Annotated in this window: 14 protein-coding genes; 7 read left to right on the forward strand and 7 right to left on the reverse strand. The window is 68.9% G+C overall.

The window, feature by feature from the left end:
* Positions 1–62: 62 nt before the first annotated feature.
* On the forward strand, positions 63–716 hold the full coding sequence (locus AB0F15_RS08295; RefSeq protein ID WP_360267169.1) for an amino acid-binding protein: 654 nt from the start codon (positions 63–65) through the stop codon (positions 714–716).
* A 62-nt stretch (positions 717–778) separates the two neighbouring features.
* Here AB0F15_RS08295 and AB0F15_RS08300 read toward each other — a convergent pair whose 3' ends face one another.
* From AB0F15_RS08300 to AB0F15_RS08315, 4 genes are all read right to left on the reverse strand, one after another.
* Positions 779–1,273 carry a GNAT family N-acetyltransferase gene (locus AB0F15_RS08300; protein ID WP_360267082.1) on the reverse strand — a complete coding sequence of 165 codons (495 nt, stop codon included), beginning with the start codon at positions 1,271–1,273 and terminating at the stop codon, positions 779–781.
* A complete protein-coding gene (ligA, locus tag AB0F15_RS08305; protein ID WP_360267085.1) occupies positions 1,266–3,446 on the reverse strand; it encodes an NAD-dependent DNA ligase LigA in 2,181 nt (726 codons plus the stop codon). The genes AB0F15_RS08300 and ligA overlap by 8 nt, the downstream gene beginning before the upstream one ends.
* Positions 3,447–3,457: 11 nt before the next feature.
* On the reverse strand, positions 3,458–4,162 hold the full coding sequence (locus AB0F15_RS08310; RefSeq protein WP_360267088.1) for a hypothetical protein: 705 nt from the start codon (positions 4,160–4,162) through the stop codon (positions 3,458–3,460).
* A gap of 83 nt (positions 4,163–4,245) precedes the next feature.
* Entirely contained in the window at positions 4,246–5,283 is a 1,038-nt protein-coding gene (locus tag AB0F15_RS08315; RefSeq protein WP_360267091.1) for a methionine synthase, read from the reverse strand.
* 121 nt (positions 5,284–5,404) lie between these two features.
* Between AB0F15_RS08315 and AB0F15_RS08320 the strand changes: the two genes are divergently transcribed.
* The 5 genes from AB0F15_RS08320 to AB0F15_RS08340 all read left to right on the forward strand — a co-directional run bounded on the left by AB0F15_RS08320 (position 5,405) and on the right by AB0F15_RS08340 (position 9,784).
* Entirely contained in the window at positions 5,405–6,229 is an 825-nt protein-coding gene (locus tag AB0F15_RS08320; RefSeq protein ID WP_360267094.1) for a phospholipid scramblase-related protein, read from the forward strand.
* Positions 6,230–6,333: 104 nt separating this feature from the next.
* Positions 6,334–7,377 (forward strand): MBL fold metallo-hydrolase, encoded by a 1,044-nt coding sequence (locus AB0F15_RS08325; protein WP_360267097.1) that lies wholly within the window; start codon positions 6,334–6,336, stop codon positions 7,375–7,377.
* 77 nt (positions 7,378–7,454) lie between these two features.
* Positions 7,455–7,856, forward strand: a complete 402-nt coding sequence (locus AB0F15_RS08330) for a GNAT family N-acetyltransferase (RefSeq protein ID WP_360267100.1) — start codon at positions 7,455–7,457, stop codon at positions 7,854–7,856.
* Between the two features lie 10 nt (positions 7,857–7,866).
* Positions 7,867–8,319 (forward strand): GNAT family N-acetyltransferase, encoded by a 453-nt coding sequence (locus AB0F15_RS08335; protein ID WP_360267103.1) that lies wholly within the window; start codon positions 7,867–7,869, stop codon positions 8,317–8,319.
* Positions 8,320–8,512: 193 nt separating this feature from the next.
* The gene (locus tag AB0F15_RS08340) at positions 8,513–9,784 is read left to right on the forward strand and encodes a DUF222 domain-containing protein (protein WP_360267106.1); all 1,272 of its coding nucleotides are present in this window, start codon (positions 8,513–8,515) and stop codon (positions 9,782–9,784) included.
* Positions 9,785–9,791: 7 nt separating this feature from the next.
* Here AB0F15_RS08340 and mnmA read toward each other — a convergent pair whose 3' ends face one another.
* The 3 genes from mnmA to AB0F15_RS08355 all read right to left on the reverse strand — a co-directional run bounded on the left by mnmA (position 9,792) and on the right by AB0F15_RS08355 (position 13,516).
* Positions 9,792–10,883, reverse strand: coding sequence for a tRNA 2-thiouridine(34) synthase MnmA (gene mnmA, locus AB0F15_RS08345; protein ID WP_360267108.1), 1,092 nt, complete (start codon positions 10,881–10,883; stop codon positions 9,792–9,794).
* Between the two features lie 4 nt (positions 10,884–10,887).
* Positions 10,888–12,084, reverse strand: a complete 1,197-nt coding sequence (locus AB0F15_RS08350; protein WP_360267111.1) for a cysteine desulfurase family protein — start codon at positions 12,082–12,084, stop codon at positions 10,888–10,890.
* Between the two features lie 64 nt (positions 12,085–12,148).
* Complete coding sequence (locus AB0F15_RS08355) at positions 12,149–13,516, reverse strand: MFS transporter (RefSeq protein WP_360267114.1); 1,368 nt, start codon at positions 13,514–13,516, stop codon at positions 12,149–12,151.
* A gap of 595 nt (positions 13,517–14,111) precedes the next feature.
* Here AB0F15_RS08355 and AB0F15_RS08360 point away from each other — a divergent pair.
* Positions 14,112–15,014, forward strand: coding sequence for an NADP-dependent oxidoreductase (locus AB0F15_RS08360; protein ID WP_360267117.1), 903 nt, complete (start codon positions 14,112–14,114; stop codon positions 15,012–15,014).
* Positions 15,015–15,091: the final 77 nt, after the last annotated feature.

Below are 15,091 nucleotides of genomic sequence, written 5' to 3' on the forward strand. Positions count from 1 at the left end.
CGGCGACCGGCATCGAGCGTCCCACGGCAAGGCTGGGACGCCAGAGGTGAGAGGGGCGCGTGGTGTCGTTCCTGATCCGGGTCCTCCTTCCGGACAGCCCGGGGACCCTCGGCGCGGTCGCCACGGCGCTCGGCACGGTAGGCGCCGACATCCTCAGCGTGGACGTCGTCGAACGCGGCAGCGGAGTCGCCGTAGACGACCTCGTGGTCGAGCTCCCGTCGGGCCGTCTGCCCGACGCGCTGATCACGGCGGCGGAGAGCGTCGACGGGGTCGAAGTGGACGCGGTCCGTCCCTACGCGGGTGTCCTGGACACCCATCGTGAGCTCGAACTCGTCGAAGAGATCGCCGCACAGCCGAAGTCCGGCCTCGACATCCTCGCCGAGGGCGTTCCCCGCATCGTGCGCGCCGGCTGGGCGATGATCGTCGAATACGCCGAGACCGGCGCGGTTCGGCTGGCCTCGTCCAGCGCAGCCCCGGAGACGCCGATCACGGACCTGCCTTGGCTGCCGCTCGAACGCGCGACGGTCCTCGACAGCGAGGAAGCCTGGATCCCGGAGACGTGGAAGGAACTCGGCACCGAACTGGCCGCGACTCCACTCGGCAAACCGGGCAAGGCGCTGCTCGTCGCCCGCCCCGGCGGCCCGAACTTCCGCGCCGCCGAAGTCGCCCGGCTCGCCCACCTCGCCGGCATCGTCGCGGTCGTCCTGGACGGCTGAAGCGGAACAGGCGTTGTCGGATCGGAGGACGACAGCTTGTCCCCGATCCGACAACACCCAGGTCAGACCTCGATTTGGTAGGCGATCAGCCTGATGTGCGGGAACGGCCGCCAGTCCCGCTCGGCCAGGCGCACGAACCCTAGGCGCTCATAGAGCCGGTGCGCGCTGTGCATCGCGTCGACGCTGCTCAGCACCACCTTGCGGATGCCCAGCGTTCGCGCGCGGTCGAGCACGGCTTTCGTCAACGCTTCGCCGATGCCACGGCCACGCGCCGACGGCGCCACCGCCAGCATCCGGAACTCCAGCTCGCCCGGACGCGAGACCTCGGCATAGGCCGAGCCGGGACGCACGATGGTGACGGTGCCGAGCACCTCCCCGGCGCCGTCGACGGCGACGAGCACCTCGGCCAGCTCGACGCGCCGCGCGACGTCCCGCAGCTCGGCGTCGTACCCGACGTCGCCGGCCAGATGGCCGTCGGCTTCGTATGCCTGCACCGTGACCTCGCCCGCCGCCGCGTACTCCTCGGGCCGTGGCGGCCGGATCTCGACATCACCCATCCGTTTCCCCAGTCTCTTCGTCAGCGGACTCGCCGCCGGCCGGCAGCGCCACCTCCCGCGCAGCGTCGGGGCCCTGCTCGAGCAGGACGCGGAAGCCGGCTTCGTCGAGCACCGGTACCTTGAGCTGAACGGCCTTGTCGTACTTCGAACCAGGAGAGTCCCCGACGACGACGAAGGCGGTCTTCTTCGAGACCGACCCGGCGGCCTTGCCACCGCGGGCCATGACGACCTCTTTGGCCTCGTCGCGGGAGAAGCCGTCGAGCGAGCCCGTCACCACGATCGACAGGCCTTCGAGGTGGCGCGGGATCGACTCGTCGCGCTCCTCCTCCATCCGCACGCCGGCGCGTCGCCACTTTTCGACGATCTCGCGGTGCCAGGCGACGTCGAACCACTCCTGCGTCGCGTGAGCGATGGTCGGGCCGACACCGTCGACCTCCGAGAGCTCCTCCTCGGAGGCCTGCTCGATCCGTTCGATCGAACCGAACTCACGGGCCAGCGCCTGCGCCGCGGTCGGCCCGACGTGCCGGATCGACAGCGCGACGAGCACCTTCCACAACGGCCGGTCCTTCGCCGCGTCGAGGTTGGCGAGCAGCTTTCGCGCGTTCGCCGACAACTCGCCCGCCTTGGTGCGGAACAGTTCGACCTCGGCGAGGCTGTCCTCGTCGAGGTCGAAGACGTCGCCCTCGTCGGCGACCACCCGCGCGTCGAGCAGCGCTACCGCCGCCTCGTAGCCGAGGACCTCGATGTCGAAGGCGCCGCGCCCGGCCAGGTGGAAGAGGCGCTCCCGCAGCTGCGCGGGGCAGAACCGGGTGTTCGGGCAGCGGATGTCCTTGTCGCCTTCCTTCTGGTAGGCGAGCTCCGTACCGCATTCCGGGCAATGGGTTGGCATGACGAACTCACGCTCGTCGCCTGTCCGCGCGTCCACCACCGGCCCGAGGACCTCGGGAATGACATCGCCGGCCTTCCGGATGACGATCCGGTCGCCGATGAGCACGCCCTTGCGCTTGACCTCCTCCTGGTTGTGGAGGGTGGCCCTGGCCACGGTCGAGCCCGCGACCGTGACCGGCTCGGTGACCGCGAACGGGGTCACCCGCCCGGTCCGCCCGACGCCGACCTGGATGTCCAGCAGCGTGGTGATCGCTTCTTCCGGCGGGTACTTGTACGCGATCGCCCACCGCGGCGCACGCGACGTCGTGCCCAGCCGCCGCTGCAGCGTGACCTGGTCGACCTTGATGACCACGCCGTCGATTTCGTGCTCGGCGTCGTGCCGGTGCTCGCCCCAGTAGGCGATGTGCGCGATGAGCTCGTCGGCCGAAGTCAGGACCTTGCTGTGCGGCGACACCGGTAGTCCCCAAGCGGCCAGCGCGTCGTACGCCTCCGACTGGCGCTGCGGCTCGAAGCCCTCGCGCTTGCCGAGCCCGTGGCAGATCAACCGCAGCCGACGCTCGCGGGTGATCTTGGGATCCTTCTGCCGCAGCGAGCCGGCCGCGGTGTTGCGCGGATTCGCATACGGCGGCTTGCCCGCGTCGACCATCTTCGCGTTCAACTCGAGGAAGTCCTCGACGCGGAAATAGACCTCGCCGCGCACCTCGACCAGAGCGGGCACCGGGAACTGATCGGTGCCGGTCAGCGTCGGCGGTACTTGGTCGAGTGTGCGGACGTTGAGCGTGACGTCCTCACCTGTCCGGCCGTCACCCCGCGTGAGCGCCCGGGTCAGGTGGCCGTTTTCGTACAAGAGGTTGATCGCCAGGCCGTCGATCTTCAGCTCGGCGAGGAACTCGGTGCGCCCGACTTCCTTCTCGACGCGTTCCACCCACGCCAGGAACTCGTCCTGGTCGAAGACGTTGTCGAGGCTGAGCATGCGCTCGAGGTGGTCGTGCGCGGTGAACTCGGTCGAGAACGTGCCCCCGACCCGCTGAGTCGGCGAATCGGGCGTGACCAGCGCCGGGTGGGCGTTCTCGAGGCGCTGCAGTTCGCCCAGCAGCTCGTCGAACTGCCCGTCGGAGATGATCGGCGAGTCCAGGACGTAGTAGCGGAACTGGTGATCGCGCAGTTCCTCGGCGAGGGCGCGGTGCCGCTCGCGCACGTCGGCCGGGACGTCGGTGACGTCCTCCGCGGCCACCGGGGCGTCGACCGCTGCCACCTGGTCCTGGGGAAGTTCGGTGCTGCTCACGGGTGGTAACCCTAGCCGGAGGTACCGACATTTTCGTCCGTCCCGCTGCCCAGTCCGCGGACCAGTTCACGGAACTCCAGAAGGGTGATGGCACCGGCCGGCTCGGCCTCCGCGGTCTCCACACGCCGTAACCGTTCGGCGGCGAGCCGTTCACCCAGTGTCGCATCGAGTGGCAGGAAGGTCATGGTCTGCCGGGTCGCGTCGTCGAGGCCTTCGAAGCCCGGGTGGAAGACGGCGACGTCGACCACGTGCTCGTCGTCGTCCACTTGGGCAGCCACCCGGACGTCGGCCAAGGCGATCCGGTGCTCGCCGAGGTTCACCGTGACCTCGGTCGGATCGGGCACCGGCGGCACCGAGTCGTGGTACTCCCAGATCGCGTCATCCGGCGGCGCGGCGGCACGCCAGGCGTCGGTGAACGGGCGCACTTCGGGATCTTCCTGACCGGTCACGACCAGGGCATAGATCGCTTGACGACCACGCTCGAGCGAAAAGTGCAGCCTCGGGTGCAGAGCCTCGACCAGCTGGCAGAGCTCGTGCTCGACCCGGTGCGGCTCGCCCTCGCCCAGTGCCGCGCTGACCATCGGGAGCAGGTCGAACCAGCCGTGCCAGAACGCCTCCGCGGCGACCGCCGGGTCCTCCGGTACGGGCTGCTCGGGCCATTCGGTACGCGGGTCGGGCGGATCAGCAGCGGCGTTCTTGCGTCGGAACAGTCGCATGGGTACGGATGGTCCTCATTCGGTCGGCTACCCGACACGCTACTTGCCGGCCGGAGGGGACGTCGGCGAGCCGCCGGATCCCGTCACCAGTCTTCGGGCGGCTCGACGAAAGCTTTGCCGAGGTCCCGCGTCAGCGCGAGGGCCCGCCGCAACCATTCCGGCGTCGCGCCGGCGAGGCCGCAAGCGGGTGTCGGTACGGCCCGTTCGGCGAGGACGCTGCGGTTGAAGCCGAGCCGATCGGCCAGCCGGAACGCCGGCTCGCCGATGTCCTTCAGGCTCGGCCAAGTCGCGGGAGCCGTTGCCGGGACCGCGCCCATGAACAGCGTTGCCCCGCCGTCCCACACTTCGCCGATCTCGTCGAGGAACGCGGCGGAGGCACCGTCGAGCGCGGCCAGGTCGAACGCCAAGGCGTCCGCACCGGCCTCACGCAGCAAGCCCAGGGGCGGCTTCGCGGCACAGCAGTGCAGGATCACCGGCCGGCCGGTGATCCGCCGGGCGCCCTCGATCACGGTGGTGAGCAGCTGACGGGCCTCGGGCTCCGGCACCGCCGCGACGTTCCCGTAGCCGGACGGCGTCGACAGGCCACCGGCCAGCACATCGGGCAAGGACGGCTCGTCGAACTGGACCACCACCGGCGCGCCGGTCCTGGCCTGCACTTCCGCGACATGCTCGGCGAGGCCGTCCAACAGGGAGGACGTGAAGTCGCGCAAGGCGCCACGATCGGTGAGCACCCGATGGCCCCGAGGCAGTTCGATCCCCGCGCCGAGCGTCCACGGCCCGGCCAGCTGGACCTTGAAGAGCGGCGGCGTGACCCCGGCCTTCTCCCGCACTTCCTGCACGGCGTCGAGATCCCAGCGAAGCAGGTCGACGGCCCGGCGATGGTCATGTCCGGACCGAGGCACGACGCGGTAGCCGCTCGGCACCACGTCGACGGCCAAGTCGACGAGGAGGGCCGCGGTCCGGCCGAGCATGTCCGCTCCGACACCGCGATCCGGCAGCTCGGGCAGATGCGGGAAGTCCGGCAGCTCGCCGAACACGACCGCCGCCGCTTCGGCCGGATCGTTGCCAGGCATCGAGCCGATCGCCGTTGCGGCCCCACTGGGCCAGATTCGCTCACTCACGACCACCGATTCTCGTCGACCCCGCAGTACCGGCACCGGCCGGGGCACCACGATGCGGACATTCACCGCATTTCCGTTGAGCGACACCATGAACCGGTCCACGGCGATAGGCTGACCGGCCATGACGAGTTCGCCACCGCAGCCGGGCTGGTACCCGGACGCGCGGGACCCCCGTCTGCACCGATGGTGGGACGGCCAGACCTGGACCGCCGACACCCGGCCGGCCTACCAATCCCCGCCACCGAGCGACTCCGCGCCGATCGAACTGGACATCGAACGCGCCCACGACCCGGCCCGGATCCAGAACCAGGTGAATCGCGGGACACGCGGCCGAGGCGGCACGCACAGCGGGGGCGGGACCCTCTTCAGCGAGCCGATCCTGGTGGTCAACCAGCGCGCGAAGCTGATCGAGATGGCCAACGAGTTCGGCGTCTTCGACCAGCACGGCACCCGGCTCGGCGGGGTCGTCGAGGTGGGCCAGAGCACGCTGAAGAAGGCGATCCGGCTCCTGACCAAATACGACCAGTTCCTGACCCACAAGTTCGAGGTCCGCGACGCCAACCACAGCACCGTGCTCAAGGTGACCCGGCCGGCGAAGGTGTTCAAGTCCAGGTTCCTCGTCACCAGAGCCGACGAGACCCCGATCGGCGAGATCGTCCAGGAGAACGTCTTCGGCAAGATTCGGTTCGGCTTCCTGGTCGACGGCCGCTCGGTCGGCGGGATCTTCGCCGAGAACTGGCGCGCCTGGAACTTCTCGATCCGCGACCACGCCGGCACCGAGGTTGCCCGGGTGACCAAAACCTGGGGTGGATTCCTCAAAGCCGCCTTCACCACGGCCGACAACTACGTCGTGGAGATCCCGCGCCCGCTGCCGGATCCCCTCGCCAGCATGGTGGTAGCCGCCGCCTTGACGATCGACACCGCCTTGAAGCAGGACACCGACTGAACGAGTGACCGGCATCTCATCTCGTCCAGGTGGACAGCGGGCCCGGCACGGCTCAGGGTGAAGAAGAGCCGGGACGCCGCAGTCTCGCCGGGACGGAGGTCACCGTGGAGCCGTTGCCGGAAAGCAGCGGACGGAACTGGACCGAGCCCGGAATCTACGAGGTCTCGGCCGACGTCTACCGGATCCCGTTGCCATTGCCCAACGACGCCCTGCGCGCGGTCAACGTCTACGCGGTCACCGACGGCAAGAAGCTGGTCCTGGTCGACTCCGGGTGGGCGCTGGACGTGGCCCGGCAACAGCTCGCGGATGCTCTCCGCGGGATCGGTGCCGAACTCGCCGACGTCAGCGAGTTCCTCGTTACCCACGTGCATCGGGACCACTATTCGCAAGCTGTGGTCCTCCGGCGTGACTTCGGCTCGAAGATCGCCCTCGGCCAGGAAGAAGAACCATCACTCAAGGCATCCGGCAACCCCGACCGGCTGCCGATGGAAGCCCAGGTCGATCTCTTGTTCCAGGCCGGGGCCGGCGAAGTCGTGGAAGCGCTGGGCCGGGAGTTCGGCACAAGTCGGCGGCACACGGAAGCCGACCTCTGGGAAGCACCCGACGAATGGCTGACACCGGGCACCCGGTCGATCCTGCCCGGACGCGAATTCGAAGTCGTCGCCACTCCGGGCCACACTTCCGGGCACGTCGTCTTCGTCGACGACACCGCCGGCCTCTTGTTCTCCGGTGACCACGTGCTGCCGCACATCACGCCGTCGATCGGGTTCCAGCCCGTGCCGGCCGAGTTGCCGCTCAACGATTTCATCGGCTCACTTCGTTTGGTGCGCGCCATGCCGGACCGCCGCATGCTTCCCGCGCACGGCCCAGTGTCCGGAAGCGTGCACACGCGGGTCGACGAACTACTGGAACACCATCGGCAACGCCTCGAGACGCTGGGCGCCCAAGTCGCGGCCGGAGCAAGCAGCGCGTATGAAGCCGCGCATCGGATCAGCTGGACCCGCCGCAACCGTAAACTGTCCGAAATGGACTTCTTCAACCAGATGCTCGCGATCCTGGAAACCGCGGCACATCTGGATCTTCTGGTGGCGCAGGGCAAACTGAACGCCCAAGCTGTCGACGGGATTCGGCGCTACACGATGAGCTGAGGCCGCGCGGCCGACACAGCGGGTAGCCGGCTCGTTGCAGTTATGTCCGCTGTCCAGCCTCCTGCATACTGGGTGAAATGGATGTCATCAGACGTGCCCGGGCGACTGACGTGGAGGCGCTCGTGCGCCTGTTCGGCGCACGGGGCGAACCGTTGGCAGCCGCGCTCGGGGAACTCATGAACACCCCGCACGTCACGCTGGTCGTCGCGGAGGACGACAACGGCGTCGCCGGCACCGCACAGCTGACGGTGCTCCGAGGCCTGGCATGGGACGGCGCACCCCGTGGCCTGCTCGAAGGAATCCGCGCCGCTCGGCGTGGGGTGACGAGCGCGCTGCTGACCTGGGGCATCGACGAAGCGCGCCGACGCGGGTGCACGCGCGTCCACCTCGATTCGGGCCTCAACCGCGGCGACCTGCGGGATTTCTACGCACGCTTCGGCTTCGAGTACAGCTACCAAGGATTCACCCGCGTCCTGTGATACTGGCGCCGTGGCCGACTACATCATCCGCAGGGCACGGCGCGAAGACGTCGGTGCGATCGTGCGCATGCTGGCAGATGACCAGCTCGGCGCCACCCGGGACGATCCTGGCGATCTCAAGCCGTACCTACGCGCCTTCGATGAGCTGGACGCGGATCCGAACCAGCTCCTGGTGGTCGTCGCGTCCGGCGACGAGCCGGTCGGCACCCTGCAGCTGACGATCATTCCGGGTCTGGCCAGGCGTGGTGCACTTCGTGGTCAGATCGAGGCCGTGCGGATCCACGCCGACCACCGAGGCACCGGTCTCGGTGCCGATCTCATGCGCTGGGCGATCGACGAGTCACGGCGGCGCGGGTGCGCCCTCGTGCAACTCACGTCGGACACCTCCAGGACGGAAGCGCACCGCTTCTACGAGCGCCTCGGGTTCACGCCGAGTCACACCGGATTCAAGCTCAAACTCTAAGCAGCAACGACTGTCCATTTCAGACATTCACCCTCCTGTGAGCGCGACGCGGACGCCGACACACGCGAACCATCCCGAAACAATTGCGATCCGTCAAGCAGCGAAGGGCGCGAACGGACCGTTCGCTACCTTTTGCCACCCATTCCTCTGAATCTCGGTGACTTTCCTCGCGAGCCGTCGTACGGTCGGGTTCATGACACCTTCCCAACCAGTCCGCAAGCTCGTCCCCGCAACGGCGTCCCAGAGCGACGACGAACTTCCGTTCGTACTGCGTTCAGTCCGAGCTGACCCGAACACCTTGCGGCACATGAAAGACGAACAGGTCGTCGATGTGATCCGCAATAGCGAAGCCGAGATCTCGAAGTTGCAAGCACTGCAGCTAAGAGCGATCGCGGATCTGAGTGTGCGCCGGAGACGGGCGCCCAGCGCGTCATCGGAAGTCGCGTTGGCCTTGTCCATAACGGAACACCGCGCCGGCGCCATCGTTTCCGCGGCCAACGCGCTGATTGCACGTCTGCCCCGGATGCTCAACCTCATGGACGACGGCCGGCTCGACCTCTATCGCGCCATGAAGGTCACCGATGCGACAGCATGGCTGTCGGGAGATCACGTACGCGTCGTCGACGCGATACTCGAGGATCGGGTTCCCGGCCGGAACGCCACGCAGGTCCGCCGGGCGGCAGCCTATGCGGCCGCACAGACCGATCCTGAGGGCGCAGCGCTCCGCACCGAGCGAAAGCTTGTCGAGCGCCGGCTCACCGTGCATCACCAGGACGCCGGCGTGGCCCATCTCTCGGTCAACAACGCGCCGACCGAGAAGGCAACCGCCGCCTACGCTCGCGTCGACCAGGCCGCCCGGGCGTTGAAGACGCCCGACGAGCCGCGGACGCTCGATCAGCTCCGCGCGGACGTGGCCATCGATCTGCTGCTCAGCGGCACCGGAGGCCCGAGCGAACGCGCCGAGGTCTTCCTGCACATCGACCTGGCCACCTACCTCGGGCTCAACCAGTCTCCGGCAGCGTTGGCCGGTCGCGGGCCCATCGCGGCTACGCTGGCTCGCCACATCGTCAGCGGGCCCAACACGACGCTGCGGCGGGTTCTCACCGACCCACGAACCGGTCACGCCGTCGAACTGTCTCCGACGCGCTATCCGCTCGATCAGGACGAATTCATCCGGGTCCGGGACCAAGAGTGCCGGCAGCCCGGCTGCACGCGCCCAGCGCAGAGTTGCGGGATCGAAGCGACGCGCACGAAGGGTGCGGCCGAAGCAGGCGCGGATCAGCCCGTCACGTTCTGCTCGCGGCATCGCAAGCTGAAGGGCCAGCCTGGCTGGGACTACGAAGTCACGCCGGATGGCACCGTGAGCGTCGCGACACCGGCCGGGCAGGCGCATTCGACAGCGCCACCGTCGATGCACCCAGGCCGCCGACGGGCGAATCGACTCCGGAAGAAGCCGCGGAGGTGACCGACGATCAGCGGGTGCCCGAGATCTTCGCGCTGCCGAGCACGACATCCCCACCCTCGGGGTCAGGGCGGTAGAGAACGACGACCTGGCCCGGAGCGACTCCGCGCAGCGGCTCCCGCAAGTGCACCGTCATGATGTCGGAGTCCACGTCGGCGACCGCATCCACGATGCCTCCGTGGGCCCTGACCTGAACCACGCACTCCGTAGGTTCGGTCAGCGGCCGACCGCTGGGCCAGATCGCCCGGTCAGCTTCGATCACCTTGACGCCGAGCCCGGCCACCGAACCGACCTTGACGGAGCCGGACACCGGTTCCAGCGAAAGGACGTACCGAGGACGGCCATCCGGCGCCGGAGCGTCGATCCCGAGGCCCTTGCGCTGGCCCACCGTGAACCCGTGCACTCCGGTGTGCTGGCCGAGGACCGCACCCGTCTCCGCGTCCACGAGCTCACCGGGACGCTGCCCCAGCCGGTTCTCCAGGAATTTCTTGGTGTCGCCGTCCGGGATGAAGCAGATGTCGTGGCTATCCGGCTTGTTGGCGACGGACAGACCTCGTCGCTCCGCCTCGGCCCGCACATCGGCTTTCCAGGAGTCGCCCAAGGGGAACATGGCGTGGCTGAGCTGTTCCGGCGTCAGCGAGGCGAGGACGTACGACTGGTCCTTGCCGCTGTCGACACTGCGACGCAACTCGGGCACGCCGTCCACTACGGAGAGGCGTGCGTAGTGGCCTGTCGCAACCGCGTCGAATCCAAGCGCCATCGCCTTCTCGAGGAGCGCTTCAAACTTGATCTTCTCGTTGCAGGTGACACACGGATTCGGGGTGCGTCCGGCGGCGTATTCACCGACGAAGGTCTCAACGACCTCTTCGGTGAAACGCTCGGCGAAGTCCCAGATGTAGAAGGGGATTCCGAGGATGTCAGCGGCCCGCCGGGCGTCGTGCGAGTCTTCGATCGTGCAACACCCGCGCGAGCCGGTCCGCAACGTTCCCGGTTTGGCGGACAACGCCAAATGCACGCCGACGACGTCGTGTCCGGCGTCGACAGCTCGTGCTGCGGCGACCGCCGAGTCCACTCCTCCGCTCATCGCGGCCAAAACCCGCATTGCCTTACACCTCTTGCTTCTGGGTCTGCTTACGCATTCCGGCGAGACCGGCCTGCCGGGCGCGCATGACGACGCCACCGATCTCCGCGGCGACCGCCTCGACGTCCGCGGCGGTCGATGTGTGGCCAAGGGAGAAACGGAGAGAACCGCGGGCCGCCGCCGGGTCGGCCCCCATGGCGAGCAGTACGTGGCTGGGCTGGGCGACGCCTGCCGTGCACGCGGAGCCTGTCGAACATTCGATGCCCTTGGCGTCGAGCAGCATCAGCAGGCTGTCGCCGGCGCACCCGGGGAAGGTGAGGTGGGCATGGCTGGGCAGCCTCTCACCATCTCCACCGTTGAGGACGGCGTCGGGTACCTCGCGCTGAATCGCCTCGATAAGCGCATCTCGGAGTTCCTCCACGCGCTTCGCATACTCGGCTCGGGTCCCGACGCTGATTCGGACAGCGGCCGCGAAACTTGCGATCGCCGGGACGTCCAGGGTGCCGGAACGGACATTGCGCTCCTGGCCTCCGCCGTGCAGCAGAGGCGCACACGGCACGTCACGTCCGAGCAGAAGTGCTCCCACTCCGATTGGGCCGCCGAGCTTGTGTCCGGTCAGGGTGAGCGCAGCGGCGCCACTGGCCCCGAAGTCGACCGGAGCGGCACCGACGGCCTGAACGGCGTCAGTGTGGAAAGGAATGGCGAACTCGGCGCACACTGCCGCCAGCTCGGCGATCGGGTTGATCGTGCCGACCTCGTTGTTCGCCCACATCACGGTGGCCAGCGCCACGGCTTCGGGATCCGCGGCGATGGCTTCACGGAGAACGTCGGGCGTGACCCGGCCCTGACTGTCCACGTCAAGCAAAATGACCTCGGCGCCGCTGTGGGCTTCGAGCCATTCGACGGTGTCGAGCACCGCGTGGTGTTCCGCCGCACCGCACAGGATGCGACGACGCTGGTCCTGCTCGTCGTGCCGGGCCCAGTAGATGCCCTTGATCGCGAGGTTGTCGCTCTCGGTGCCGCCACCGGTGAAGATCACCTCGGAGGGACGGGCGCCGAGTGCGTCGGCGATCGTTTCGCGGGCTTCCTCGACCATCCGGCGGGCCCGGCGGCCCGAAGAGTGCAGCGCCGAGGCGTTGCCCACGGTGGACAGCGCCTCGGTCATCGCCGCTATGGCTTCGGGCAACATCGGAGTGGTCGCCGCGTGGTCGAGATAGGTCATCGCTCCTTCAGGGTAGTCCGCTCCAGCGCGTGACGAAGCCCACCCTGGCTCTGGAAGTGGGCTGTCACACGTTCGACGGCCACCGGCCGGTCAGCCGGACGCCCACCATGGCGAGCGCCACCAAGGCCATTGTGAGCAGGGCCATCGCCGGCGACGGCTCGAGGACCGAGCCGACCAGGCCGAGAAGGACGCCACCCAGGCCGATGAGCAGCGCGGAACCCACCCAGTCCGCGAGCTGCATCGCCGAGGTGTTGAACCCACGCTCACCTTCGGGTGAGTAGCGGAGCAGAAGGACAGAGATGGCGGGTATCGCGATGCCCATGCCGGCGCCGCCCACCGCACAGGCCACGAATGCCACCCAACCGGGGAACCACGGCTGGGAAACCAGGCCGAAGCCGACCAGGCCGGCCGCGACCAGCCAGAAGCCGGTGCGCAGCGATGCCTCCCTCGACCAGCCGAGGTACCGGCCTTGCGCCGCCGAAGCCGCGGACCACCCCAGAGCCGTGATCGTCAGCGGCAGGCCGGCGAGGGCGGGACCGTAGCCGTGGACCGAGCTCATCGTCAGGGGCAGGTACGCCTCCATCCCCGCGTACGCGCCGGCGATCAGGGCACGGGAGGCGATGACCGTGGGCAGGCCGGGGCGGGAAGTCAACGTCCCGGCCGGCAGCAGCGTCCGGAGGGCGTAGCCCAGCGCGATGAGCCCGACTGTGCCGTACCCCAGCGCGATGAGCGACTGGTGCTGGGCCGCCCACGTCAACGCCGCGACGCCGAGCGCGGCAATGATCGCCTGAGGAACGCTCGCTTGCCGGCCGCCTGTGATGGGTGTGTGCACGGGTAAGCGTCGGACGACGACGACCAGCATCAGCACGCCGGCGGCCACGAGAGGCACCAGGCCGAGGAAGATCCACCGCCAGCCGACGCTGACCGTCACGACCCCGGCCACTGACGGCCCGATGACCGCCGGCAGGACCCAGGCCGCAGCGTTCGCGGCGTAGATGACCGGACGTTCGTGGTCGGTGAACGTCAGCGCGATCAGGAGGGAGACCGAGACCAGGAGCAATCCGGCGCCGAAGCCCTGCAACGCGCGGCCGAAGAGGAACATCGGCATTCCGCTCGCCGTTCCGGCGACGACGAGGCCCGCCGCGAACAGCAACGGTCCCGCCAGCAGCGCGGGCGCCGGGCCGCGACGGTCGCCGATCCGGCCGGAAAGCACCGTCGCGACCACGCTGGAGATCAGGAAGATCGTGAAAGGCCAAGAATAGAGCGACAACCCGTCGAGGTCGGCGACCAAGGTGGGCATCGCCGTCGCCACACCCATGCTCTCGAACGCGACCAAAGTCACCACGAGCAGCAGCGCGATCGTGGTCAGCCGGTGTTCCGCGCTCCAGAGCACGCTTCGGTGACGGGGTGTGGAGTCGATCGTCGAGGCCATGATCAGCAGCGTGCAACCTCCAGCCCGCTGGAGGTCAAGGTTGTTCAGGCGGAGCGGTACGCCACCGGTTCCAGCGGCAGGTCGCGGGCCAACGCGGCCGCTCCGCCGCCGAACTGACGTCCCGCTTGTCCAGGATCTGCCGGTTGCTCAGGCCTTGGGTAGATGCCCCGAAAGAACCGCGAGCTCCCGCAGGTGAGCCGGTCGCGCAGACGCAGCTCCGGCGGTTCGGCCACGCTGGGGGCGCACTGCGGTGACTATCGTGCCCCGCCCGAAACGGCGTCGACCTCCCAGCGGCCACCAGAGCCGTGAGCCGCTCGGTCAGGCCCGGCGGGCGGGATTGCGTCGGCGACTTCGAGGCGATTGTCACGGACTGTGATCCGCACCACCGATCCGTCGACGCGCCGGGACCCCGCAGGCGTGTTGTCGCGGGCAGCGAGCACCAGGCCGCGGGTCAGGGTTCGTGCCATGTGGCATGTCCTGCGCGGTGAGGCTGGTGAACGCCGCTTGTCCGGACGGTTCGGCGAGTCCACCGGGCGAGTTGACTTCCGGGGGAGGACATTCGAAGCCGGAGTCACGAACCAAGGAGCGAAACACCATGCGAGCGATCACCTTCTCCACGTACGGCGGGCCGGAAGTCCTGCAGCTGTCCGACGTTCCGGTGCCGGAGCCGGGTCCGGGGCAGGTGCGGCTGGCTGTCCGGGCCGTCGGGGTCAACCCGATCGACTGGAAGATCCGCAGCGGCGCCATGCGGCAGAACAGCCAGATCGCCTTCCCGCACATCCCCGGCCTCGAGGTCGCCGGGGTCGTCGACGCCGTCGGTGACGGCGCGGACTTCGCCCTGGGTGACGAAGTGTTCGGGTGGTCGGAAACCGGCGCCTACGCCGAGTACGCGCTGGCGAAGGCGGTCGCGCCGAAGCCGGCGAACCTCTCGTGGCCGGACGCGGCGGCGTTGCCGGTCGCCGGGGAGACGGCGCTTCGCGTCCTCGGGCTGCTCGGGATCCGTGAAGGCGAGACGCTGCTGATCCACGGCGCGAGCGGTACCGTCGGCCGGTTCGCCGCTCAGGTCGCCGTCGCGCGGGGGCTCACCGTCATCGGCACCGGCGGGAGCCGGAGTCTCGAGGACCTGAAGTCACTGGGCGTCGTTCCGGTGCTCTACGGCGACGGCTGGCTGGAGCGGGTTCGCGAGGCCGCGCCCGGGCCGGTGGACGCCGTGTTCGACGCCGCCGGTCGTGGGGCGCTGCCCGGGTCCGTCGAGCTGCGGGGCACGAAGGACCGGATCGTCACCATCGCCGACGGGGCCGCCTTCGAGCTGGACATCCCGTTCTCGAGCATGGGTGAGCAGACCCGGGAGGTCCTGATCGAGGTCGCCGGCTGGGTCACCGATCGCGGCGTCGACATCGCGCACGGCAGGAGCTACCCGCTCGAAGAGGCGGCCGCGGCGCAGGCCGAGAGCGAGGGCGGACACCCTGGCGGAAAGTTGACGATCGCCGTCAGCTGAAGGCCGTCCGCCGGGGACGAACGGGCTCTCCCACCGGAGAACAGTGGCAGGGCCCTGTCGCCGGATCGCGGCGACAG

Origin of the sequence: Amycolatopsis sp. NPDC026612 (genome assembly GCF_040638285.1) — a bacterium.
In the GTDB taxonomy this organism is placed as follows: domain Bacteria; phylum Actinomycetota; class Actinomycetes; order Mycobacteriales; family Pseudonocardiaceae; genus Amycolatopsis.